This window comes from Streptomyces profundus (assembly GCF_020740535.1).
GTDB classification, from domain to species: domain Bacteria; phylum Actinomycetota; class Actinomycetes; order Streptomycetales; family Streptomycetaceae; genus Streptomyces; species Streptomyces profundus.
Genome location: NZ_CP082362.1, coordinates 1,193,050 through 1,213,911, shown reverse-complemented (window position 1 = coordinate 1,213,911; position 20,862 = coordinate 1,193,050). Strand labels below are relative to the sequence as shown.

At 73.7% G+C, this 20,862-nt stretch carries 20 protein-coding genes and 1 riboswitch; of the genes, 11 read left to right on the top strand and 9 right to left on the bottom strand.

Annotated features, from left to right (window positions below):
- Positions 1–48 precede the first annotated feature (48 nt).
- Genes K4G22_RS05395 through thiO form a run of 3 tightly spaced genes read right to left on the bottom strand, consistent with a single transcriptional unit; the run spans position 49 to position 2,292 of the window.
- Positions 49–879 carry a thiazole synthase gene (locus tag K4G22_RS05395; protein ID WP_228078524.1) on the bottom strand — a complete coding sequence of 277 codons (831 nt, stop codon included), beginning with the start codon at positions 877–879 and terminating at the stop codon, positions 49–51.
- 4 nt (positions 880–883) lie between these two features.
- Positions 884–1,108: a sulfur carrier protein ThiS gene (gene thiS / locus K4G22_RS05390; protein ID WP_228078523.1), complete on the bottom strand. Its 225-nt coding sequence runs from the start codon at positions 1,106–1,108 to the stop codon at positions 884–886.
- Positions 1,105–2,292 carry a glycine oxidase ThiO gene (thiO, locus tag K4G22_RS05385; protein WP_228078522.1) on the bottom strand — a complete coding sequence of 396 codons (1,188 nt, stop codon included), beginning with the start codon at positions 2,290–2,292 and terminating at the stop codon, positions 1,105–1,107. Before thiO ends, thiS begins: the two co-directional genes overlap by 4 nt.
- A 7-nt stretch (positions 2,293–2,299) precedes the next feature.
- Positions 2,300–2,388: riboswitch (TPP riboswitch) on the bottom strand.
- A 289-nt stretch (positions 2,389–2,677) separates the two neighbouring features.
- On the opposite strand from thiO, the gene K4G22_RS05380 reads away from it, so the two are divergent.
- The 3 genes from K4G22_RS05380 (at position 2,678) to K4G22_RS05370 (ending at position 5,854) form a co-directional block, all read left to right on the top strand.
- Positions 2,678–3,604: a DUF1996 domain-containing protein gene (locus K4G22_RS05380; protein WP_425336607.1), complete on the top strand. Its 927-nt coding sequence runs from the start codon at positions 2,678–2,680 to the stop codon at positions 3,602–3,604.
- 124 nt (positions 3,605–3,728) lie between these two features.
- Entirely contained in the window at positions 3,729–4,391 is a 663-nt protein-coding gene (locus K4G22_RS05375) for a DUF305 domain-containing protein (RefSeq protein WP_228078521.1), read from the top strand.
- A gap of 128 nt (positions 4,392–4,519) precedes the next feature.
- Positions 4,520–5,854 (top strand): family 16 glycosylhydrolase, encoded by a 1,335-nt coding sequence (locus K4G22_RS05370; RefSeq protein WP_228078520.1) that lies wholly within the window; start codon positions 4,520–4,522, stop codon positions 5,852–5,854.
- Positions 5,855–5,942: 88 nt separating this feature from the next.
- On the opposite strand, the gene K4G22_RS05365 is transcribed toward K4G22_RS05370, so the two are convergent.
- Positions 5,943–6,989, bottom strand: a complete 1,047-nt coding sequence (locus K4G22_RS05365; protein WP_228083954.1) for a LacI family DNA-binding transcriptional regulator — start codon at positions 6,987–6,989, stop codon at positions 5,943–5,945.
- A gap of 99 nt (positions 6,990–7,088) precedes the next feature.
- Here K4G22_RS05365 and K4G22_RS05360 point away from each other — a divergent pair, with 99 nt between their 5' ends.
- From K4G22_RS05360 to K4G22_RS05340, 5 genes are all read left to right on the top strand, one after another.
- Positions 7,089–8,288: an NAD(P)/FAD-dependent oxidoreductase gene (locus K4G22_RS05360; protein ID WP_228078519.1), complete on the top strand. Its 1,200-nt coding sequence runs from the start codon at positions 7,089–7,091 to the stop codon at positions 8,286–8,288.
- 32 nt (positions 8,289–8,320) lie between these two features.
- Complete coding sequence (locus tag K4G22_RS05355) at positions 8,321–8,686, top strand: Rv2175c family DNA-binding protein (protein ID WP_228078518.1); 366 nt, start codon at positions 8,321–8,323, stop codon at positions 8,684–8,686.
- A gap of 61 nt (positions 8,687–8,747) precedes the next feature.
- Entirely contained in the window at positions 8,748–9,416 is a 669-nt protein-coding gene (thiE, locus tag K4G22_RS05350) for a thiamine phosphate synthase (protein WP_228078517.1), read from the top strand.
- A 9-nt stretch (positions 9,417–9,425) separates the two neighbouring features.
- Positions 9,426–10,352 (top strand): methylenetetrahydrofolate reductase [NAD(P)H], encoded by a 927-nt coding sequence (gene metF, locus K4G22_RS05345; RefSeq protein WP_228078516.1) that lies wholly within the window; start codon positions 9,426–9,428, stop codon positions 10,350–10,352.
- A gap of 21 nt (positions 10,353–10,373) precedes the next feature.
- Positions 10,374–11,288: a hypothetical protein gene (locus tag K4G22_RS05340; RefSeq protein WP_228078515.1), complete on the top strand. Its 915-nt coding sequence runs from the start codon at positions 10,374–10,376 to the stop codon at positions 11,286–11,288.
- Positions 11,289–11,386: 98 nt separating this feature from the next.
- On the opposite strand, the gene K4G22_RS05335 is transcribed toward K4G22_RS05340, so the two are convergent.
- Together K4G22_RS05335 and K4G22_RS05330 are read right to left on the bottom strand one after the other, a co-directional pair.
- The gene (locus tag K4G22_RS05335) at positions 11,387–12,844 is read right to left on the bottom strand and encodes a phytoene desaturase family protein (protein ID WP_228078514.1); all 1,458 of its coding nucleotides are present in this window, start codon (positions 12,842–12,844) and stop codon (positions 11,387–11,389) included.
- A complete protein-coding gene (locus tag K4G22_RS05330; protein WP_228078513.1) occupies positions 12,841–13,464 on the bottom strand; it encodes a TetR/AcrR family transcriptional regulator in 624 nt (207 codons plus the stop codon). Before K4G22_RS05330 ends, K4G22_RS05335 begins: the two co-directional genes overlap by 4 nt.
- A 139-nt stretch (positions 13,465–13,603) precedes the next feature.
- Here K4G22_RS05330 and K4G22_RS05325 point away from each other — a divergent pair, with 139 nt between their 5' ends.
- The 3 genes from K4G22_RS05325 (at position 13,604) to K4G22_RS05315 (ending at position 15,517) form a co-directional block, all read left to right on the top strand.
- On the top strand, positions 13,604–14,074 hold the full coding sequence (locus K4G22_RS05325) for an SAV_6107 family HEPN domain-containing protein (protein WP_228078512.1): 471 nt from the start codon (positions 13,604–13,606) through the stop codon (positions 14,072–14,074).
- Between the two features lie 43 nt (positions 14,075–14,117).
- On the top strand, positions 14,118–14,915 hold the full coding sequence (locus K4G22_RS05320) for a methyltransferase (protein WP_228078511.1): 798 nt from the start codon (positions 14,118–14,120) through the stop codon (positions 14,913–14,915).
- 203 nt (positions 14,916–15,118) lie between these two features.
- Positions 15,119–15,517, top strand: coding sequence for a DUF3040 domain-containing protein (locus tag K4G22_RS05315; protein WP_228078510.1), 399 nt, complete (start codon positions 15,119–15,121; stop codon positions 15,515–15,517).
- 705 nt (positions 15,518–16,222) lie between these two features.
- On the opposite strand, the gene K4G22_RS05310 is transcribed toward K4G22_RS05315, so the two are convergent.
- The 3 genes from K4G22_RS05310 to K4G22_RS05300 are packed head-to-tail and all read right to left on the bottom strand — an operon-like array spanning position 16,223 to position 20,834.
- Positions 16,223–18,529 (bottom strand): transglutaminase TgpA family protein, encoded by a 2,307-nt coding sequence (locus K4G22_RS05310; protein ID WP_228078509.1) that lies wholly within the window; start codon positions 18,527–18,529, stop codon positions 16,223–16,225.
- Positions 18,526–19,842 (bottom strand): DUF58 domain-containing protein, encoded by a 1,317-nt coding sequence (locus tag K4G22_RS05305; protein WP_228078508.1) that lies wholly within the window; start codon positions 19,840–19,842, stop codon positions 18,526–18,528. Before K4G22_RS05305 ends, K4G22_RS05310 begins: the two co-directional genes overlap by 4 nt.
- A complete protein-coding gene (locus K4G22_RS05300; RefSeq protein WP_228078507.1) occupies positions 19,842–20,834 on the bottom strand; it encodes an AAA family ATPase in 993 nt (330 codons plus the stop codon). The genes K4G22_RS05305 and K4G22_RS05300 overlap by 1 nt, the downstream gene beginning before the upstream one ends.
- Between the last annotated feature and the right edge of the window lie 28 nt (positions 20,835–20,862).

The window sequence follows — 20,862 nt, the reverse complement described above, 5'->3', positions numbered from 1 at the left end:
ACGTGGTGTGTCGTCCCCCCATCCCGGGGCGAGCAGCGGAATCGTATATCAGTACGAGAAAGCCGGGCGTTCGGGGTCGAGAGCGGCCAACCCGTCCATCGGGGACGACGCTTCGGCGAAGTGGCGGCGGGGGATCCGCCCCGCCAGCCTGGCCCCTCGTCCGGCCGTCACCGCGTCGCGCATCGCCGCCGCCATCAACGCCGGGCGCCGCGCCCTGGTGACCGCTGACGCCAGCATCACCCCCGCGCAGCCCAACTCCATCGCGAGCGCCGCGTCCGAAGCCGTGCCGGCGCCGGCGTCCAGGATGACCGGGACGCCGGCCCGCTCCGTGATCAGTTGGAAGTTGTGCGGATTGCGGATGCCGAGCCCCGAGCCGATCGGCGAGCCGAGCGGCATCACCGCGGCGCAGCCCACCTCCTCAAGCTGGCGGGCCACCACCGGATCGTCGTTGGTGTAGGGCAGCACGGTGAACCCGTCGTCCACCAGCGTCTCGGCCGCCTCCAGGGTGGCCACCGGGTCGGGCAGCAGGAGGCGCTCGTCGGCGATCACCTCCAGCTTCACCAGCTCGGTGCCCAACGCCTCCCTGGCCAGCCGGGCGGTCAACACCGCCTCGCCCGCCGTGTGGCAGCCGGCGGTGTTGGGCAGCACGGCGATGCCCAACCGGGTCAGCAGCGAGAACACCGAGCCCTGGGTGCCGGGGGCCACCCGGCGCATCGCCACCGTGGTCAGCTCCGTGCCCGAGGCGCGCAGCGCCTCCTCCAGCACCCGGAGGCTGGGCGCGCCCCCGGTGCCCATGATCAGCCGCGAGGAGAGCCGCGTCCCGCCGAACACCAGCGGCTCGTCGTCGGGGACGCCGTCCCCTGCGGGGTTCTCGTGCACGGGTTCAGCCTCCCTGGACAGCGGTGAGCACCTCGACCCGGTCCCCGTCCGCCAGCGTGGTCTCCGGCCAGCGGCCCCTGGGGACCACCGCCTCGTTCACCGCCACCGCGACCCCGGCCGTGGCGCTGGTCAACTCGCCGACCAGCGTTGCCAGTACGGTACCGCCGGGCAGGGCGCGAGGCTCCCCGTTCACCCGGACGGCCACCCGATTCTCCGTGCGTTCGGTCATGCCGGCACCCTTCGTCCGGTGTCGCCGGCGAAGCGGCCGGCGTGGAACGGGCGTGCGTACTCGGGGAGTTCGCCGCTGGTCAGGGATGCGGCCAGCGCCTCGCCCGTGATCGGCGCGAGCAGAATCCCGTTGCGGTGGTGGCCGGTGGCCAGCTGGAGCCCGGGGAGCGCGGTCGGGCCCAGCAGGGGAGCGTTGTCCGGCGTGGTGGGACGGAGCCCGGCGCGGGTCTCCAGCAGCGGCAGCTCGGTGATGCCGGGCACCAACTCGTGCGCGTCGCGCAGCAGTTGGTAGACGCCCCCGGCGGTGACCCGGGTGTCCCAGCCGCGTTCGTCCGAGGTGGCCCCGACCACCAGCTCGCCGCTGTCCCGGGGCACCAGATAGACCTCGGCGCCGCGCACCACCGCCCGCACCGTGCGGTGGAGCAGCGGCGGCCGGCCCGGCAGATCGCGCAGCCGCAGGATCTCGCCCTGCACCGGCCGCACCGGGACCGCCACCTCGGGCGGCAGCCCGGCCAGCGCGCCGCTGTGGCAGCCGGCGGCGAGCACCGTCTGTCCCGCGGTCAGCCGGTCGCCGCCGGCCAGCGCGACGCCCACCGCGCGGTCGCCCGAGACCAGCAGCTCCGTGGCCGCCTCCCGCCGCCAGCCGACGCCGGCCCGCTGACAGGCCGTCCGCAGGGCCGCGACCAGCGGTCTCGGGTCGACCTGGTGGTCCCCGTCGACCCGGAGCCCGCCCCGGACGCCGGGCGCCAGCATGGGCTCCAGGCGCCGGCACTCCCGGCCGGTCAACCAGGCGACCTCCAGGCCGCATCGGCGCTGGAGCAGGTGCGACTCCCGCAACTGCGCGCGGTCGTCGGCGTCCAGCGCCACGGCGAGGGTGCCGCAGGCCCGGTAGCCGACGTCGGTTCCGGCCGCCTCGGTCAACTCGGCGACGAAGGCGGGGTAGCGGTCGGCGGAGGCCAGGTTGAGCCGGAGCAACGTCTCCTCGCCGTGGTGGAGTTCGGTGACCGGGGCCAGCATCCCGGCCGCCACCCCGGCCGCGCCGCCGCCGGGGCGCGGGTCGACCACGACCGTGGCGAGGCCCCGCAGCGCCGTCCGCCAGGCGGTGGCCAGGCCGATCACCCCGCCGCCGACCACCACCACATCGGGGGCTTCTCGCCCTGCTCGGCCTGTGTCGCGCGCGGCCATCGCGCCTCCTCCCTTCGCCGGCATGACCCGGATCAGGTGCGTACGGTCGGAGGCCGATCAGCCTCCCTCTCAGCCCGGTTCGCCGGGCTCCCGTGGGTTCGTTCCGTCGGCCAGCGTAGTACCGGCGCCGTCCCCGGGGCCCGGCGGGCTTCCTGGCGCGCTTCCCGGGACCAAGATCAGAGAGCGCTCTCTGATCTTGGTCCCCGCGCACCTCACCGGCGGTCGGCGATGCCGGTGGGCGCGTCGGCCCTGGTTCCGGGAATCTGCGGGACTCCTTGACGGTGCCTCGTGGCACTTCTATGTTCCGCTTCCAGAGAGCGCTCTCTGGCCTCTTGCTCGATCACCGGAGTGCGAGTGGCCCCCCACATCCCCCAAAAGGAGAGCCGTGAAAAAGACCCCATCTCTCACCGCGTTGTGGAGCAGACCACGACGTCTCCTGCTGGCCTCGCTGGCCTTCACCGGACTGCTGGCCTCGCTGGTGGTCGCCGGTACGGCCGGCGCGGCCGAGACGGACCGGTCCGCCGAGGTCGCCGCCGAACAGGTCGACGCCGACGCCGTGTACGTCGCCGAGTTCCTGGCCGAGTGCGAGTTCAGCCACCGGCTGCCCGACGACCCGATCGTCTTCCCCGGCCTGCCCGGGGCCTCGCATATGCACAGCTTCTTCGGCAGCACGGTGACGAACGCCAACACCAACCTGGGCGACCTGCTGAACTCGTCCAGCACCTGCGACCCGAACATCGACCTCTCCTCCTACTGGGTTCCCACCCTGTTCGTGGACGGTCAGCCGGTCGAGCCGCAGAGCGCCACGTTCTACTACCTGGGCGAGGGCGTCAACGACTCGGTGGTGGCCCAGACGCAGCCGCTGCCGCAGGGCCTGGAGATCGTGGCCGGCAACGCGACCGCCACCTCACCGGAGGGCACGATCGCTCGCTGGTCCTGTCTGCACGCGGGGCATGTGAATCCCTCGCAGGACTTCGTGCACTGCCCCGAGGGCACCGCCCTGGAGTCGTACCTGGACTTCCCCCAGTGCTGGGACGGCGTCAACCTGAGGTCGGCCGACTTCAAGAGCCACATGTCCTACCCGGTCGCGGGCGAGTGCCCCTCCACCCACCCGGTGGCGGTGCCCAAGCTGCGCCAGGTGCTGCGGTACCCGGTGAACGGTGATCCCTCTCGCTTCGAGTTGGCATCCGGACCCGGATACACGATGCACGGTGACTTCTTCAACGCCTGGCCCGAGGACGAGATGCTCCGTCGCGTCGAGGACTGCATCCGCCCCGTGATCAAGTGCGGCGCGGACGGCATCCCGGGCTGAGCGCTCCCGCACCGAACCGGCGTCGACAACGCCGGGAACCAACCGAACGAACCGTGAAGAACCGGAAGTGACAAGGCATCGGCTCGTCGTCTCGCACGGGCCGATGCCGGACCAGGGAGGCCGGATGACGGGCAAGGCGGTCACGGGAGTTGTCGGAGTGCTGCTCGCCGCGCTGCTCCTCGGCGGCTGCTCCTCGGACGGGGAGACGGCGGCGGACGCCGACCCGACGCCCACCGAGGACGCGGGACCGTCCGGCGATCCCGCCCCCGACGCCCAGGAGTCCGACGCCGCTCCCGATGACCCGGGGAACCCGGAGGCCACCGGCGACGGCGGCGTCGGCGGCATGAGCGCCACCGACCTCGCCTGGACGCAGCTGATGATCCCGGTCAACGAACGCCTGGAGCCGCTCCTCGAAGCCCTCGGGGAACGCGGCGACGACCCCGGCCTACGGGCCTACGCCACCGACCTCGTGCCCCAGGTCCAGGAGGAGACCACCGCCCTGCGCGCCCTGTTGGCGGAGGCCGGCGTGGCCTACGAGGACCTGCACCGGGGGCACAACATGCCCGGCATGGTCACCGAGGAGGAACTGACCGCGCTGGACGCCCTGGACGGAGCGGCCTTCGACGAGGAGGCCCTCGCCCACCTGCGCGAGTTCCTGGAGCAGACCGCCGAGGTCTCCCGTTCGGAGATGGACGCCGGCACCCACCCGGGAACGATCGCCCTCGCCGCCGACCTCGACCGCGTGCGCACGGAACAACTCGCCGAGCTGGAGCGCGTCATCGGCTGAACCGCCCGACGGCGGTGCCGAACCACCGCCGTCCGGCCACCCCACCGACTCGGTGGTCGACCCGCCATCCGTCCCTTCAGACGGCTCGTCGGCCACCACCCCCCACCGGAAAGGATCAGGACGAGATCATGCATGTCAGAAAACCGAGGAAGCTCAGGTCAGCCATGGTCGCCTCGGCCGTCGCCGGCCTGGCCGTCGCCCTCGGCCTCGGCACCCTCACCTCGCCCGCCACCGCGGCCATCGATCCCGACGCCGTGCTGCTGTCGTACAACAAGCCCGCCGAGGCATCCACCGAGCAGAACGACCCGCAGTGTTGGGAGTGCTTCCCGGAGCGCGCCTTCGACTTCGACCCGGCCAGCCGCTGGGCCACCTCGGAGGAGGGCGGCTGGGTCGACGACGGCTGGATCTCCGTCGACCTCGGCGCCCCCGCCGAGATCAGCCATGTGGTGCTCCAGTGGGACCCGGCGTACGCCACGGGCTACGAGATCCAGGTCTCCGACGACAACCAGAGCTGGCAGAGCATCTACTCGACCACCTCGGGCTCCGGCTTCAAGGAGACCATCGAGGCGGAGGGCAGCGGGCGTTACGTCCGGATGCTCGCCAACCAGCGGTCCAGCCCCTACGGCTACTCGCTCTGGGAGTTCCAGGTGTACGGCACCGGCGGTGACCCGGAGGCCCCGCCGACCACGCCGGACCCGCAGGAGCCGCTTGAGCTGGTGTTCAGCGACGAGTTCGACGGCGCGGCGAACAGCACGGTCGACCCGGGCAAGTGGACGTCCGACCCAGGCACCGCGCAGAACAACGAACTCCAGGTGTACACCGAGGACGCCAACACCCGGATGGACGGGGACGGCAACCTGGTGATCGAGGCGCGCCGCGAGGAGACGCCGGGCACCACCTGCCCGGTCGACCCGCTGAGCGGCTCGACCACCTGCCAGTACACCTCGGGCCGGATCAACACCTACGGCAAGTTCGACTTCACCTACGGCCGCGTCGAGGCCAGGATCCAGGTGCCCGAAGGCCAGGGCATCTGGCCGGCGTTCTGGATGCTGGGCTCCTCCTTCTACGACGACGGGCGCCCCTGGCCCTACACCGGTGAGATCGACATCATGGAGTACGTCGGTCTGGAGCCGAACACCACGCACTCCACGCTGCACGCCCCCGCGTACTTCGGTGCCGGCGGCTACGGCAACTCGTTGGACCTGGGCGAGCCGGTGGGCGCCGACTTCCGGGTCTTCGCGCTGGACTGGGACAGCCAGGGCATGGTGTTCACCGTGGACGACCAGGTCGTGCACACCGTGGACCGCGAGGAGCTGGAGAGCACGGTCGGCCCCTGGGTCTTCGACAACAACCAGTTCCTGATCCTCAACACCGCGGTCGGCGGCGACTGGCCCGGTCCGCCGGACGGGTCGACCGTCTTCCCGCAGCAGATGAAGGTGGACTACGTCCGCGTCTACCAGTGACACGCACGGCTGACGACTGACGGCTGACTCCCGGGCCCGGTGTGGCGCTCACCCTTCGAGCGCCACCCCGGGCCCGGTGTCGCGTGGGCTACGCCGAGCCGCGGACCACCAGCGACGGGTGGAAGACCACGGACGGCAGCGGGCGCCCGCCCGCCTCCGTCTGCCGCAGCAGCAGCCTGGCCATCTCCGCGGCCATCTCCTCCACCGGCTGACGCACCGTCGTCAGCGGCGGATCGCAGGCCAACGCCGAGACGCTGTCGTCGAAACCGACCACGGCCACATCGTCGGGCACCGAACGGCCCTGCCGGAACAGGGTGGTGACCGCGCCCAGCGCCATCAGGTCCGAGGCGACGAACACCCCGTCCAGATCCGGGTGTTCGGCCAGCAGCGTCTTCATCGCCGCCGCCCCGCTGGCCTGGGTGAAGTCCCCCTCGATCCACGGCACCTCGCGGTGCCCGCGCGCCGCCATCGCCGCCCGGAACCCGGCCAGCCGCTCCTGCGCCAACGGCATGTCCTGCGGCCCGGCGATGGTGCCGACGCGCCGCCGACCGATCGCCAGCAGCCGCTCGGCGGCCAGGGTCGCGCCCGCCCGCTGGTCCACGTCCACATACGTGATCGGCGTCGGCGCCGCAGGACGGGCCGCCAGCACGGCCGGCAGCGCGGTGCCGGACAGCAGCCCGGGCAGCGGGTCCTCGGCGTGCGAGGAGATCAACACCACCCCGTCCACATGCCCCTGCTGTAGGTAGCCCAGCAGCTGACCGCGCGACGCCTCGTCGTCCGCCAGCGTCAACATCACCTGGATCCCGCGCGGGCGCAGCACCTCAAGCAGGCCGGTGAGCACCCGGCCGAAGTAGGGGTCGGTGAAGATCCGGCCGACGAACGGGCCCGTCACATCGCGCTGTTCCTGCTCGGACACCACCAGCGCCACCGAGTCGGTCCGCCGGGTGACCAGCGAACGCGCGGCCCGGTTGGGCACGTAGCGGGTGCGGGCGATGGCCTCCTCCACCAGCTTGCGCAGCCGGGGGTCGACGGTGGACTCGCCGTTGATCACCCGGGAGACCGTAGCCCTGGACACCCCGGCGGCGCGCGCCACATGCTCCAGCGTCACGGGCCGGGAGGTCGAGGACGGCTCCATGGTCACCCAGCCTTTATACCCTCGCTCTCCCGCCCCATCGACGGCCGGGCGGCGGTGGGGAGGACCGGAACCCCTCAGGCGCCCTCGTAGGCTGGCGGCGTGACTCAGGGACACGTCGTGATCGTCGGAGCCGGACTGGCGGGGGCCACCACGGCCCGCGCGCTGCGCGAAGGAGGCTGGCGCGGCCGGGTGACCCTGCTCGGCGCCGAGCCGCACCGCCCCTACGACCGGCCGCCGCTCTCCAAGGAACTGCTCCTCGGCCAGCCGGCGCCGCTGGACCTCGACATCGACTTCGAGGCCCTCGACATCACGCTGACGCCGGGCCGCACCGCCACCCGACTCGACGCCGGGGAACGGCGGTTGGAGACGGACGCCGGAGAGCTGCGCTACGACGCCCTCGTCCTGGCCTGCGGGGCCCGCGCGGTGCGCCTCCCCGGCACCGATGGCCTGGCGCGGGTGTGGACCCTGCGCACCAGGGACGACGCCGAGCGTCTCCGGGCGGTGCTGGACGCCCGCGGCAGCCTGGTGATCGTCGGCGCCGGCTGGATCGGCGCCGAGGTGGCCGGCGCGGCGCGCGCCGCTGGCTGCCAGGTCACGGTGGTGGAGGCGGGCGAGCATCCCCTGGCCGGCACGCTGCCGGCCGAGGTCACCGCCCCCATGCGCGCCTGGTACGCCCAGGCCGGCGCCGAGCTGCGCACCGGACGGCCGGTGACCGCCGTGCGGGACGGCGAGGTGGAGCTGGCCGACGGCACGGTGCTGCGCGGGGACGCCGTCCTGGTCGGCATCGGCTCCCGCGCCGACACGGAGTGGCTGGCCGGCTCCGGCGTCCCGCTCGACCCCGACGGCTCGGTGCGCGCGGACGCCGCGCTGGCCACCGGGGTGCCCGGCGTCTACGCGGTCGGCGACTGCGCCTCCTACCCCTCCGCCCGCTTCGGCCGCCGGCTCGCCGTGCACCACTGGGACAACGCCCTGGTCGGCGCCCGCACGGTGGCGGCCACCCTGCTGGGCGAGCGGGCCGGCCACGATCCGGTGCCGTACTTCTGGTCCACCCAGTTCGGCCGCCATCTCCAGTTCGTGGGCCGCCCCGACGCCGGCGACCGGCCGCTGTGGCGCGGCGACCCGGCCGCGGACGCCACCTGGAGCGTCTGCTGGACGCGCGACGACCGGCTCACCGCCGTCCTCGCCGTGGACCGCCCGCGCGATCTGGCGCAGGCCAGGCGGCTGATCGGGCGCGGCGTCCCGGTCGATCCCGACCGGCTCGTCGACCCGGACGTCCCCCTCAAGGCGGCCGTGCGCTGACGGCTGTCAGTGGAAGATGGCACGCTTGAGGGGTGACCGAGATTGATGCGAAGACAGACGCGCTCATCCCCGCCTGGCTCACCCTCCCCGACATCGCCGAGGAGCTCGACATCGAGGTGACCCGGGTCCGTCAGCTGGTCAGGGAGGGGCAGGTGATCGCGGTGCGCCGTGGCGAGAACCGCGTCCTCCAGGTGCCCGCCGCCTTCATCGGCGAGGGGAAGGTCGTCCGTGGCCTCGCCGGCACCCTCACGCTGCTGCGGGACGACGGATTCACCGACGAGGAGATGCTGGAGTGGCTCTTCACACCGGATGACAGCCTCCCCGGCACCCCGGCGCAGGCCCTGCGGGAGAATCGTGGCACGGAGGTGAAGCGTCGCGCCCAGGCGCTCGCCGTGTAAGCCACCAGCCGGTGGCGGTGGCCCGCCACCGCCACCGGCGCCACCCTCAGGGGGGATCGCCATGCTCGCCGACGCGCGGCTCTATCTCTGCACGGACGCCCGCCGGCGGCAGGGGGACCTGCCCGCCTTTCTCGACGCCGTGCTGGCCGGCGGCGTGGACATCGTCCAGCTGCGTGACAAGGAGCTGGAGGCGGCCGAGGAGCTGGAGTACCTCCAGGTCTTCGCCGACGCCTGCCGGCGGCACGGCCGGCTGCTCGCGGTCAACGACCGGGCCGATGTGGCGCACGCAGCCGGCTCCGATGTGCTGCACCTCGGGCAGGGAGACCTGCCGGTGCCGGCCGCCCGGGCCGTCCTGGGCGAGGGCCCGCTGATCGGCCGTTCCACCCACACCCCCGACGAGGTGGCGGCGGCGCTGGCCGATCCCGAGGTCGGATACTTCTGCGTCGGTCCCTGCTGGCCCACGCCCACCAAGCCGGGACGCCCGGCGCCAGGGCTCTCGCTGGTCCGCCATGCCGCGTCGCTGAACCCGACGCTGCCCTGGTTCGCCATCGGTGGCATCGACGCCGAGCGACTGGACGCGGTGCTGGACGCCGGCGCACAGCGGGTCGTCGTGGTGCGGGCGATCACGGAGGCCGACGATCCGGGCGCCGCCGCCGCCTCGTTCGCGCGCCGTCTCCGTCGGGCGTCCGACTCCCGGACGACACCCCCGCCGAGCCGGGGCGCTGGGTAGCCTGCTGGCATGGCCCTAGGGATTCCCAGCACCATGTCGGATCGCGCCGCGACCGTCCGTGATCTGCTCGCCGCCGGCAAGCGATCATTCTCCTTCGAGTTCTCACCGCCCAAGACCGCACGGGGCGAGCAGACGCTGTGGAACGCCATCAGGCGAGTGGAGGCCGTCGGCCCCACATTCGTCTCCGTCACCTATGGCGCCGGCGGCGGTTCGCGGGAGCGGACGGTGCGGGCCACCGAGCGCATCGCCACCGAGACCACGCTGACCCCGGTGGCGCATCTCACCGCCGTCCAGCACTCCGTCTCCGAACTCCGCAACATCATCGGCCAGTACGCCGACGCCGGCATCCGCAACATGCTGGCGCTGCGCGGCGATCCGCCCGGCGACCCGATGGGGGAGTGGATCAGACACCCCGAGGGCGTCACCTACGCCGCCGAGCTGGTGCGGCTGATCAAGGAGTCGGGCGACTTCTGTGTGGGCGTCGCCGCGTTCCCCGAGATGCACCCCAGGTCCACCGACTGGGAGACCGACATCCGCCACTTCGTGGCCAAGTGCCGCGCCGGCGCCGACTTCGCGCTCACCCAGATGTTCTTCTACCCGGAGGACTACCTCCGGCTGCGCGAGCGCGTGGCCGCCGCGGGGTGTGAGACGCCGATCATCCCCGAGATCATGCCGATCACCCACGTGCGGCAGATCGAGCGGTTCCAGCAGCTCAGCAACACCGCGTTTCCCGCCGAGTTGAAAAGGCGCATCCTCGCGGTCAAGGACGACCCGATAGCTGTACGCTCGGTCGGGATCGAGTTCGCCACCGAGTTGTGTGCGCGGCTGATGGACGAGGACATTCCTGGCCTGCACTTCATCACGCTGAACACGTCGAGCCACTCCACGGCAACGCTGGACGTCTACAAGAACCTGGGGCTGCACACGCGGTCCTGACTCTGTGCGGAGAGGGGCGTAATGGGCTGGACGGTCCTCTACATCGCGTTTGGCTTCGTCGCCCTGTGGCTGCTCGGTGAGGTCCTGCTCCAGTACAAGGCGCGGCTGCGCTGGCGATTGGTCGCCTTCTTCGGCTTCCTCGGCGTGGTGATCGGGGTGTTGGTCAACGCGGTGCCGGTCATCGCCCTCGGCGCCGCGGCCTTCGCCACCGGTCAGACCTTTGTCACGCTCTCCTTCCGCCGGGGCTTCTCCACCGGCTGGGCGCTGGGCGGCAAGCCCGGCACCAGCCGGCGCCGCCGGGCGTCCAGGGGCGAGGAGGAGCCGGCCGGCGAGGAGGCGGGCGAGCACGGCGCCCCGCCCTTCCCGCCCCCGCCGCCCCCCGCCCCGTCCGAGGCCCCGGAGAGCGCCGAACCGGCGTACGCCGGCGCGGAGTTCGGCGGCGAGATATACGGCGGACAGCCCTACGCCGAGCCCTACCAGGAGGGCTACCGGGAGCCGGCGGCCGAGGCGTCCTACGGCGAGCCCTACCCCGGCGCCTACCAGGAGAACTACGCGGCGGCCACCGGCTACACCGAGCAGGGGCAGTATCTGGCGGGCGGCACCGACGGCTACGGCTACCAGACCGGCTGGGAGGGCTCGGGGGAGTACGCGGCGCAGGCCGACCAGCTGGGCCAGCCCACCGGGTTCGGCGGCGCCGAACCCCCCGGCTACACCGACGAGTCGTCCGTCGGCGGCCAGTGGGGCCAGGGCGGCGGCACCCCCACCTACCAGGAGACCCCGCCCGGCGGCGTCTGGGTCCCCCAGCAGCGCGAGCCCGCGCCCGACGACGCCGAGGGCTACGGCTGGGCGCAGCAGCAGCCCGAGGGCTACCCCCAGCAGACCGGCTACGACTCCTCGGGGCAGGGCTACTACTACAACAACGACGGCCGCTACTGAACCGCCGCCGCCGCTGAACGACTGCCCGAGCCCGCGCGGTTGAGCCGATCCACGGAGCTTTCCGGCCATCCTCGGCCGCGTTCGGGGGCGCCGGCCGCTCAGTACGAGCCGCGCCAGTCCTGGCCCTCCACGATCAGCCCGGCCGCCAACGCCCCCGACATCCCCGCGTGCGCCAGCCCGCCGCCCGGGTGGGCCAGGCCCCCCACCCGGTAGGCGCCCGCCAGCCGCCCCGTGTTGGGCGCGGCCAGGAACGCCCCGTCCGCCCCGGCGAGCGCCGGCGGGCGCACCGCGCCGCCGGGCACCCCGGTGTCCCGTTCGACATCCCTGGGCGTGCGCGAGAGATGCCACCGCATCCGCGCGCGCGGCGCGAGACCGGCCGCGTCGGCGGCGTCCAACAGCCGCTCGGCCTGCGCCTTCGCGACCTCGGGCGCCGTCCAGTCCACTCCGCCGGGGCCATGCGCCGGCACCAGTGTCGAGAGCACCGCCGTATGCCCCTCGGGGCCCGGCCACAGCGCGGCGTCGTCCGGGCGCAGCACGGAGATCGCCGGCCCCTCCCCGTGCAGCACCGCGCGGTGCGCGGCACCGGCGGGGCGGGCGCCGTCCAGGGCCACGAAGAGGCTGAACCTGCCGAGCCCGGCGGCCTCGTCCCCCGGGCGCGCGGCGCCCCACACCACCGCGTCCGCAGCGAGCGTCTCCCCGCCCGCCAGCCGCACGCCGGCCGCCCGGCCCTCCCCGGCCAGCACCTCCTCGACCTCGACGCCGAACTCGAACCGCACGCCGCGCTCCCGACAGCGCTGGAGGAGCGCGTCGGCCAACGCCCGCATCCCGCCCGCCGGATACCAACTGCCGAAGGTCTGCTCGACATAGGCCAGCACGGCGGCGCTCGCCGGCGCCCGCCGCGGGTCGAGGCCGTACTCCTGCACGAGCCCGGTCAGCACCGAGGCCAACCGCTTGTCGCGGAGCTCGGCCCCGGCCAACTCGGCCAGGGTGGGCGCGCGCCGGCGCAACACCCCGCGCCGGCGCGCCGGAAACGGATCGCGCAGCAGCGCCGCACGCTCCCCCGCCGAGGTCAGCGGCTCCTCCAGCAGCGGACGCCTGGTCGCCTCCCAGGTCTCCCTGGCCCGCCCCAACAGCGCCCCCCACCGCTCGCCGGCACCGGCCCCCAGCGTCTCGTCCAGGGCCCGCCGCACCCCACCGGGCGAGAACCCCGGCAGCCGCAGCACCGTGCCGTCCGCGAACCAGTGCTCGACCGCGGGATCGGCCAACCGCTCAAGGCGCACACACTCCGCCAACTCCCCGGCGCCGCGCCGCCCCCTGACCCTCGGCGCGGTCTTCAGGAAGAGGTCTCGCCAGACCGCCGGCAGATGCAGCACCCCCGGCCCCGTGTCGAAGACGAACCCGTCCCGCTCCAGCCGCCCCACCGCGCCCCCGTGGGTGGCACCGCGCTCGACCACCGTCACCCGGCGGCCGGCCGACGCCAGCCGCGCCGAGGCGGCCAGGGCGCCCATCCCCGCGCCCACCACCACGACGTCGCGCACCTCGGCCCCGTCGCTCATCGCGCGCCCCCCTCGGCCGGCCCGCCCTCGCCCAACCTGCCCCGCACCACCGTCGACAGGGCCAGCCGCACATCCTCCAGATCCCGCTCCGGATGGAACGTCAGCCAGTCGAGGCCCCCCAGCACCACCATCCCGACCAGGGCACCCGAGATCAGCTCGATGTCCAGGTCGGAGCGCAGCTCCCCGGACTTCACCCCGTCGGCCAGCACGTCCTCCACCACCCCCGCCACCTGCCGACGCACCGCCAACAGGCTCGGATACCAGGCCCGGTTGGTGCGCCACTGCTCGGCCACCAGCAGCCGGGTGAAGTCGGCGTTGTCGGTGATGAAGACCAGGCCAGCCCGTGCCATCGCGTCCAGCGCGTCCAACGCGCCGCCGGGCGCCGCCGCGGCCGACCGCCGCAGCGCCGACGTCAGCGGCTCCACCCCGTCCCGCAGCAGCGCCTCGAAGAACTCCGTCTTGCTGGAGAAGTTGTAGTAGACGGTCCCCTTGGCGACGCCGGCCCGTTCGGCGATCTGCTCGACGGTGGTGGCGGAGAGGCCCTGCTCCGCGAAGAGAGTGACGGCGGCCCGGTAGAGCCGCTGTCGGGTCGCGCTGCGCCGAGGGCTCGAAGCTGTCATGCAGCGATTGTCTCTCCCCTGGCCAGAGCCGTGCGCCGGGGATTGTCAGTGCCATGCGCCACCATGTGCACAACTGCGCTGACCGCGTGGAACCGTCGGACCGTTGGACCGCTGAATGGCGACTGACTGGAGGCTCGTCATGACCGGATTCCCGACTGATGTGCACCCCGTGCCGCGCCGGGCCCCCGCGCCCCCCGCCGCGCTCGATCTACTGGCCCAGGCCGAACGCGGCCTGGCCGAGGCGGCGGTGGCGCCCGATCCGGGCGACGCGTTCGTCGCCGCGCACCTCGCGGCGCTGCGTGCCGCCGCCGCCGTCCTCGCGGTACGCGCGCGGGCCGAGGTCACCCCCAGGGGCCGCCGGCGCATCCGCAGCGTCTGGGAGGTGCTGCCCGAGGTGGCGCCCGAGCTGATGGAGTGGAGCGTCCTGTTCGCGGCCAGCGCCGAGCGGCGGGCGCGGATAGACGCCGGCATCCGAGGCGTGGCCACCCGGGCCGACGCCGACGAACTGCGCCGCGCCGCCGGGTTCTTCCTCCGCCTGGTGGAGGAGATGCTGCTGCGCCAGCCGGTGCTGCGCGCCGACCACGGAGCCGGGGGGTCGACCGCGAAGTAGGCTGGGGGAGCCCCTTCCCCGTCACAGCGAGGAGCCCCGCGCCATGCCGTCACAGTCGAGCGCCCGTCACGCGGGTGATCCGCTGTCCGGGCCGCACGCCACATCGCGTACGGGGGTGGTGTGGGATGTCCTGCGGCGGGCACTGCTGGACCGCTCCGAGCGGGCCGGCAGCGCCTCCTTGGAGGTCCTCGACATGGGCGGCGGCAGCGGCAGCTTCGCCGTCCCGGTGGCCGGCCTCGGACACCGGGTCACGGTGGTCGATCCGAGCCCCGACGCCCTCTTCGCCCTGGAGCGCAGAGCGGCGGAGAAGGGCGTCGCCCACGCCGTGCGCGGGGTCCAGGGCGACACCCACGACGTGTTGGAGGTCGCCGGGCGCGGCGGGTTCGATCTGGTGCTCTGCCACGGCGTGCTGGAGTACGTGGACGATCCGGCCGCCGGCCTGCTCGCCGTCTCCGGCGCGCTGCGCCCTGCCGGCGGCACGCTGAGCCTGCTGACGGCCGGCGTCGGCGGGGCGGTGCTCTCCCGGGCGCTCGCCGGCCGGTTCACGGAGGCCAGGACGGCCCTCGCCGCCCCGGCCGGCCGCTGGGGCGCGGGGGACCCGGTGCCGCACCGCTTCACGGTGGCGCGGCTCACCACGCTCGTCACCGGCGCCGGCCTGGTGCCCGGCCAGGTGCACGGGGTGCGGATCTTCGCCGACCTGCTGCCCGGCACCCTGCTGGACGGGGCGTCGGACGGCGTGGAGGCGCTCGCCCGCCTGGAGGCGGAGGCCGCCGCGCACCCGGCCTTTCAGGCGGTGGCGGGACAGCTCCATGTGTTGGCCGAGCTTCCGGGCGAAGCATAGCCAGACTCCTCGTATCATCGGGATCAGCCCTCCGGCATGACCGATGGCAACCAGGGGAAGAAGAGGACCATCCCCGGGGTGTCCCGCGTGCTGGTTGGTGGGCGATATTGGCGTACAGGGGTGGGTTTCACAGGAACACTTACCTGCCTATCCTTGAAGGGTCGGAAACGGTCGCCACCGCGACCGACGAGTAGGAGGACTCCGTGCCGCTCTCGGACCACGAGCAGCGCATGCTCGAACAAATGGAGCGCGCGCTGTACGCCGAAGATCCCAAATTCGCGACAACGCTTGAGGGCACCGAGCTGCGCACCGTCACGCGCAAGCGGGTCTACCAGGCGATCGCCGGCTTCGTGCTGGGCATCGGCCTCCTCATGGGGGGCATGGTCGCTCAGCTCATCTGGTTGAGCGTGATCGGCTTTCTGATCATGCTCGGCTGCGCGGTGATCGCGGTCACCGGATGGCGCAGGGTGCCCGTGCAACAGGGCGAGCCGCAGGGCCGCCCGGCCACGGGCGGTCGCCGCCAGCGCGGCACCAAACGGCGGTCCATGATGACGCGGATCGAGGACCGCTGGCAGCGTCGCAGGGACGCGCGCGACGAGTGACGGCCGGGCCACCCGGCACTTCCCGAAGCGCGCCACACCAGGGGCCGCCCTCGCAGGGGCGGTCCCTCGCCATGTCGTACGCCTTCACTCCTTCGGAGTAGATGCCCCGAACGGTGCTCCGCCGGCGGCCGGACGCCTTGCCTCGGAGTCTCCGGCGAGGACACCGCCGCCGCCGGCGGCCATGCCGGTTCACCCGACTGGCGCCGCCGCCCGGAGATCCACGAACCGCGCACGCCACCGGGCCCCGCGGGCCGGTCCGGCCGAGACCCAGCGCGCCACGCCACCGCCGCGCGGGGCGGCTTCCCCCGGGGGCGTTCGCCGTTGACGCGGGCTGGCCCCGCCGCCGGGTGGGCCGAGGCCATCCGTGCCACGCCGGTGCCGGGCCGTGCGGTGGCAGGGCGGCGAGGGGCGGGTGCCCCGGAGCCCCCGCCGGCCTCGCCGTGGCGCGCCACGGCGGGACCGCCGCCCGGGTCGGGCACCGCGCCGCCTGGCGTGTCGCGCCCGCGCCCGCCGCCGGCGGCACAGCCCTCCCCGCCCGGACGCCGCCCGGGCGGGAACGGGCCGGTCCTCGGCCTGGCGCACCGCCGGTGCGCGGCCCGGGGGTGCGTCGTTGGTTCTTCGTGGCCAGCGAGCGGCTGCCCCGGCCTGGCGTCCGGGAGTTCCCCCGGGCACCCCCCGGACGAAGGCTGGGGAGTTCCGAGTCCGCTAGCCGCCGGCAGGCGTGGAGCGGGGGAGGAGGCGGGCGCGGAGGCGGGTGAGGAGGGGGAGGTCGGTGGCCAGGCCGGTGCGGGCCGCCGTGATCTGGGGGGTGTAGCCGGCCGAGGACGGTGCCCGGTCCTCCGGTGGCGCGTACAGCTCGGCCTCGACCGCCGTGGCCAACTCCCGGACGCCGGCCGCCGACTCGGGGGGCAGCTTCGCGACCCGGATGATCCGTTCGGCCGTCTGCCGGGGCGTCTCGCTGGCCACCGGCGTGATGCCGTAGTCCCAGGCGCTGGCGGTCAGTTCGCGCCAGGCGCCGAGCGGGCCGGCGTCCGGCCGCAGCCGCCGGGCCCGTTGCCTGGCCCGCCACAGCAGCGGGCCGGCGAGGACCAGGGCCAGCAGCAGCCCGCCGCCGCCCCAGGCGAGCGGCCAGAAGGCGAAGCCGGCCTCGTCCCGGTCCTGCTCGGGCGTGACGGGTTCGTCGCCGCAGTTCCCGTCGACGGCCGGGTCGCAGCGGTCCGGGGTGGTGGGCGAGGGGGAGGGGGAGGGTTCGGTCGGCTCGGGGCGTTCCGAAGGCTCCGGCTCGGGCGTGGGCCCGTCGTCGGGCTCGACCCGCTCGGGGAGGGTGTAGCCGGGCGCGTTGCCCTGTCCCGGCGTCGGCTCGAACCGGACCCAGCCCACACCCTCGAAGTACAGCTCGGGCCAGGCGTGCGCGTTGTGCGCCCCGACCTGGTAGTAGCCGCCCGGTGTCGCCCTGCCGGGGGTGAACCCGACCGCGACCTGGGACGGGATGCCAAGAGTCCGTGCCATCGACGCCATGGTGAAGGCGAAGTGGACACAGAAACCTTCCTTCTGATTGAGGAAGTTGACGATCGCGTCGTTGCCGCTGCCCGACTCCACCGTGGTGTCGTAGCGGAAGCCGCCGCTTGAGGTGAACCACTCCTGGAGCGCCACCGCCCGCTCGTAGTGGTTGGTGGTTCCCGCCGTGACCTCCTCCGCGGTCGCGGCGACCTCCTGCGGCAGCGTGTCCGGCACCCGGGTGTAGTACTCCTGGAAGTCCTCGCGGGGCTCGGGCGCCCCGGCCAGCTGTTCGCGGGTCGGCGTCACCACGAGGTGTTCGACCCGGTAGCGCAGGCCGCTGGTGGTCAGCGAGGAGTTGTGCGAGACGAGGGTCTGCGAGCCCCGGTCGAAGGACCAGTCGCCCTCGGCCCGCACCGAGATCGCCGGATAGGGCACCGGCAGGGACCGCTGGGCGTAGGCGGCGGACGCCTCTATCTCGGTCACCGCGCTCTCCACCGCCACCTCGGGCGACAGCCCCGGCACCGCCCAGGGCGCCGGGGGCGCGTCGTCCTCGTGCCACTCGGACGAGGCCCACTGGGTCCCGTTGAACTGGTCGAGCGCCACCAGCCGCAGATAGATGTCCGAGGGCGTGGCGAAGTCCGTGCGGTGGCTCAGCAGTTCGAGGTTCTGCGGCTGGTTGAGCTGGTCCTGGAGGGCCACCACCGGGTTGACGGCGACGCCGGCGGCGTTGTTGGCGCCCCCGTCCCCGTTCAGATCCAGCAGGCCCTCGTCCAGGGTGGGGAGCAGCGTCGGGGCCAGCAGCGCGACGCCCAGGGTCACCGCGCCGATGCGCCGCCCGCTGCGCAGCCGGGGGCCGGCGGCCTGGGCGTGGTCCCTGGCGGTCATCCACCGTCCGCCGCCGAGGCTGCCGAAGAACAGGCCCCACCGCGTCACCCGTTCTCGGCCCTCGCTGAGGAGCAGCAGCAGATAGCCGGCCGCCGCCAGGCCGAAGTAGCTCCAGCCGGCGGCGCCCTGGCCGACGCCGGCCGCGACCGAGTACAGCGCCAGCAGCGGCAGCCCGGCCGCCGCCGCGTTGCGGAGCGCGCCGGAGAGCAGGTCGACCAGCAGGCCGATCAGCAGCACCCCGCCGATCACCATCAGCCGGATGCCGGTGGTGGCCGGCGCCGGGGTGGAGTAGCGGCCTATGTCGTCCGCTCCGATGCTGATCAGCTGCCCGAACCGGTCGAACACGGCGGGCGACGGCAGAAAGCCGGCCACCGCGTACTCGCTGGCCGTGGCGGCGGTGAGCAGCACCAGGCTCAGCAGGAGTTGGCAGAGCGCGATCAGGCCGGCGGGGAGCCGCGTCAGCCGCAGCAGGACGCCGGCCCCCGACACCACCGCCAGTAGCAGCCCGGCCTGGAGCAGCCAGTCGCTGTCGTCGACCAGCGGCAGCAGCGAGGCGGCGGCCAGCAGGGTGGCCAGCCAGGCCGCGGCGGTCGTCCTGATGTCGCCGTATCCGGGGGTGCCGGTCACGCTCGCCCTCCGCCCGTGCTCGACAGTTCGCCCGCCGCCTGCTCCCAGAGGGAGGCCAGCGGCACACCCGGGTGCTGGGCGAGCGCGATCCAGCCGGCCCGCCGCAGCGCCGCCAGCCGTTCGTTCTCGATCGCCGGATCCAGTTGGCCGGCCGCGACGAGGGCCACGCCGCCGGTGGACCGCTGCCGCATCCTGCCCAGCAGCGCGGCCGAGCCGGCGTCGACCGAGCCGAGGAAGGCGAGCAGCAGTTCGGGATCGGCACCGCGCGGCGCGGCCAGCGCCCGTTCGAAGCCCGGCTCGTCGGAGTGGTCCACCACCGCGAGGAAGTCCATCAGCCGCGCGGCCAGCTCCATCGCGTCCCCACCGCCGCCCGGCGGGGGCAGCTGGGCGCCGGTGTCCGTCAACAGCGTGACCTCGTAGTTCTGTTGCGCCAGATGGGAGATGACGGAGGCGGCGGCCGACACGGTCCGCTCGAACGGGGCCGACGTGCCGCCCAGCACATAGCCCGCGCGTCTGGTGTCCAGCAGCACCGTGCACCGTGCCTGGTGCGGGGACTCCTCGCGGCGCACCATCAGGGCGCCACGGTGCGCGGTGGACCGCCAGTGCACCCGGCGCACATCGTCGCCGTGCCGGTAGGCGCGCGGGATCAGATCGTCCTCGCCGGCCAGGGCCAACGCCTGCCGGCGCCCCGCGCCCGCCCCCCGGGCGCCGCCGCCGAGCCGCACCTGCGGCAACGGCTCGATGGCGGGCAGCACGGTCATGGTGTCGTGGGCCCGGAACGATCTGGTCAGTTCGACCATGCCGAACGGGTCGGCCAGCCGCAGCTGGAGCGGCCCCAGCGGATAGACGCCCCGCAGCTGGGAGCGGACCCGGTAGCTGACCTCGCGCCGCCCACCCGGCTCGATCCGGTCGAGCACGAAACGCGGCCGGGGCCCCAGCACGTAGGGCACCCGGTCCTGGAGCATCAGCACCCCGCTGGGCGTCCGGGTGGTGTTCTCCATCCGCAGATACACCCGGCACTCCTGCCCGGCCGGCACCCGGGTGGGCTCCAGCCAGCGCGTCGCCGTCACCCGGCCCCTGGTGCGGTACAGCGTCAGCACGGCGATCACCGGCAGCAGGTACAGCAGCGCGCCGACCCGCAACAGGTCGGGCTGGCCCAGGACATAGGCACAGGCCGCCGACGCCACGCCGGCGGCCAGAAACGAACGCCCGCGCGTCGTCAGCCCGGCGAACGCGGCCCGCAGCGGGCCCCGCTCCTCCGCGTCCTGGCTCACCGGCGTCCCGGCACCTGCGCCGGGCCAGGAGGCGGCCATCAGTAGCCCCGGGGCCGCTGGGCGCCGTAGGGGTCGGGCATCGGGGTCTGCCGCAGGATGTCCGCCACCAGCTGCTCCGTGCTCCGCCGGTTGAACTGGGCCTGAGGGCTGGGCAGCAGCCGGTGGGCCAGCACCGGGATGGCCAGTCGCTGTACGTCGTCGGGGAGCACGAAGCCACGCCCGGCCAGCGCCGCCGCCGACTTGGCGGCCTGGAGCAGGTGCAGCGTGGCACGCGGCGAGGCGCCGAGCCGCAGCTCGGGGTGGTTGCGGGTGGCCACGGCCAGGTCGACGGCGTAGCGCCGCACCGGGTCCGAGACATGCACCTGCCGCACCGTCTCGATCAGTTTGAGGATCTCGTCCGCGTGGGCGGCCGGGCGCAGCGCGTCGATCCGCGGGCCGCCCGCCTGGTGCTCCAGCATCCGCACCTCGGCCTCCGGGCTCGGATAGCCGACGGATACACGCGCCATGAAACGGTCCCGCTGCGCCTCGGGCAGCGGATAGGTGCCCTCCATCTCCACCGGGTTCTGGGTGGCGATCACCATGAAGGGCTCGGGCAGTTCGTAGGTGTGCCCGTCGGCGGTGACCTGGCGCTCCTCCATGGACTCCAGCAGCGCCGACTGGGTCTTGGGCGAGGCGCGGTTGATCTCGTCGCCGATCACGATCTGCGCGAAGATGGCGCCCGGCTTGAACTCGAACTCCTTGCGCGTCTGGTCGAAGACGCTCACGCCGGTGATGTCCGACGGCAGCATGTCGGGGGTGAACTGGATGCGTTGCACCGAGCAGTCGATCGACCGGGCCAGCGCCTTCGCCAGCATGGTCTTGCCCACCCCCGGCACGTCCTCCAGCAGCAGGTGCCCTCCGGCGAGCAACACCGTGAGGGACAGCTGGACCACCTCCGGCTTGCCCTCGATCACGCTCTCCACGGCACGGCGCACCTGCTCCGTCGTGGCGCTCAGATCGGTGACCTTCGAATGGTCCTCATAGGTCGTCAACCGGCCATCCTCCACCCTTGTCCATGCC

What these genes read in the sequence shown, in the direction of transcription:
- thiS (WP_228078523.1), bottom strand. Translation starts at nt 1,108, where the DNA reads ATGACCGAACGCACGGAGAATCGGGTGGCCGTCCGGGTGAACGGGGAG.
- thiO (WP_228078522.1), bottom strand. Translation starts at nt 2,292, where the DNA reads ATGGCCGCGCGCGACACAGGCCGAGCAGGGCGAGAAGCCCCCGATGTG.
- K4G22_RS05375 (WP_228078521.1), top strand. Translation starts at nt 3,729, where the DNA reads ATGACGGGCAAGGCGGTCACGGGAGTTGTCGGAGTGCTGCTCGCCGCG.
- K4G22_RS05370 (WP_228078520.1), top strand. Translation starts at nt 4,520, where the DNA reads ATGCATGTCAGAAAACCGAGGAAGCTCAGGTCAGCCATGGTCGCCTCG.
- K4G22_RS05365 (WP_228083954.1), bottom strand. Translation starts at nt 6,989, where the DNA reads ATGGAGCCGTCCTCGACCTCCCGGCCCGTGACGCTGGAGCATGTGGCG.
- thiE (WP_228078517.1), top strand. Translation starts at nt 8,748, where the DNA reads ATGCTCGCCGACGCGCGGCTCTATCTCTGCACGGACGCCCGCCGGCGG.
- metF (WP_228078516.1), top strand. Translation starts at nt 9,426, where the DNA reads ATGGCCCTAGGGATTCCCAGCACCATGTCGGATCGCGCCGCGACCGTC.
- K4G22_RS05340 (WP_228078515.1), top strand. Translation starts at nt 10,374, where the DNA reads ATGGGCTGGACGGTCCTCTACATCGCGTTTGGCTTCGTCGCCCTGTGG.
- K4G22_RS05335 (WP_228078514.1), bottom strand. Translation starts at nt 12,844, where the DNA reads ATGAGCGACGGGGCCGAGGTGCGCGACGTCGTGGTGGTGGGCGCGGGG.
- K4G22_RS05330 (WP_228078513.1), bottom strand. Translation starts at nt 13,464, where the DNA reads ATGACAGCTTCGAGCCCTCGGCGCAGCGCGACCCGACAGCGGCTCTAC.
- K4G22_RS05325 (WP_228078512.1), top strand. Translation starts at nt 13,604, where the DNA reads ATGACCGGATTCCCGACTGATGTGCACCCCGTGCCGCGCCGGGCCCCC.
- K4G22_RS05320 (WP_228078511.1), top strand. Translation starts at nt 14,118, where the DNA reads ATGCCGTCACAGTCGAGCGCCCGTCACGCGGGTGATCCGCTGTCCGGG.
- K4G22_RS05305 (WP_228078508.1), bottom strand. Translation starts at nt 19,842, where the DNA reads ATGGCCGCCTCCTGGCCCGGCGCAGGTGCCGGGACGCCGGTGAGCCAG.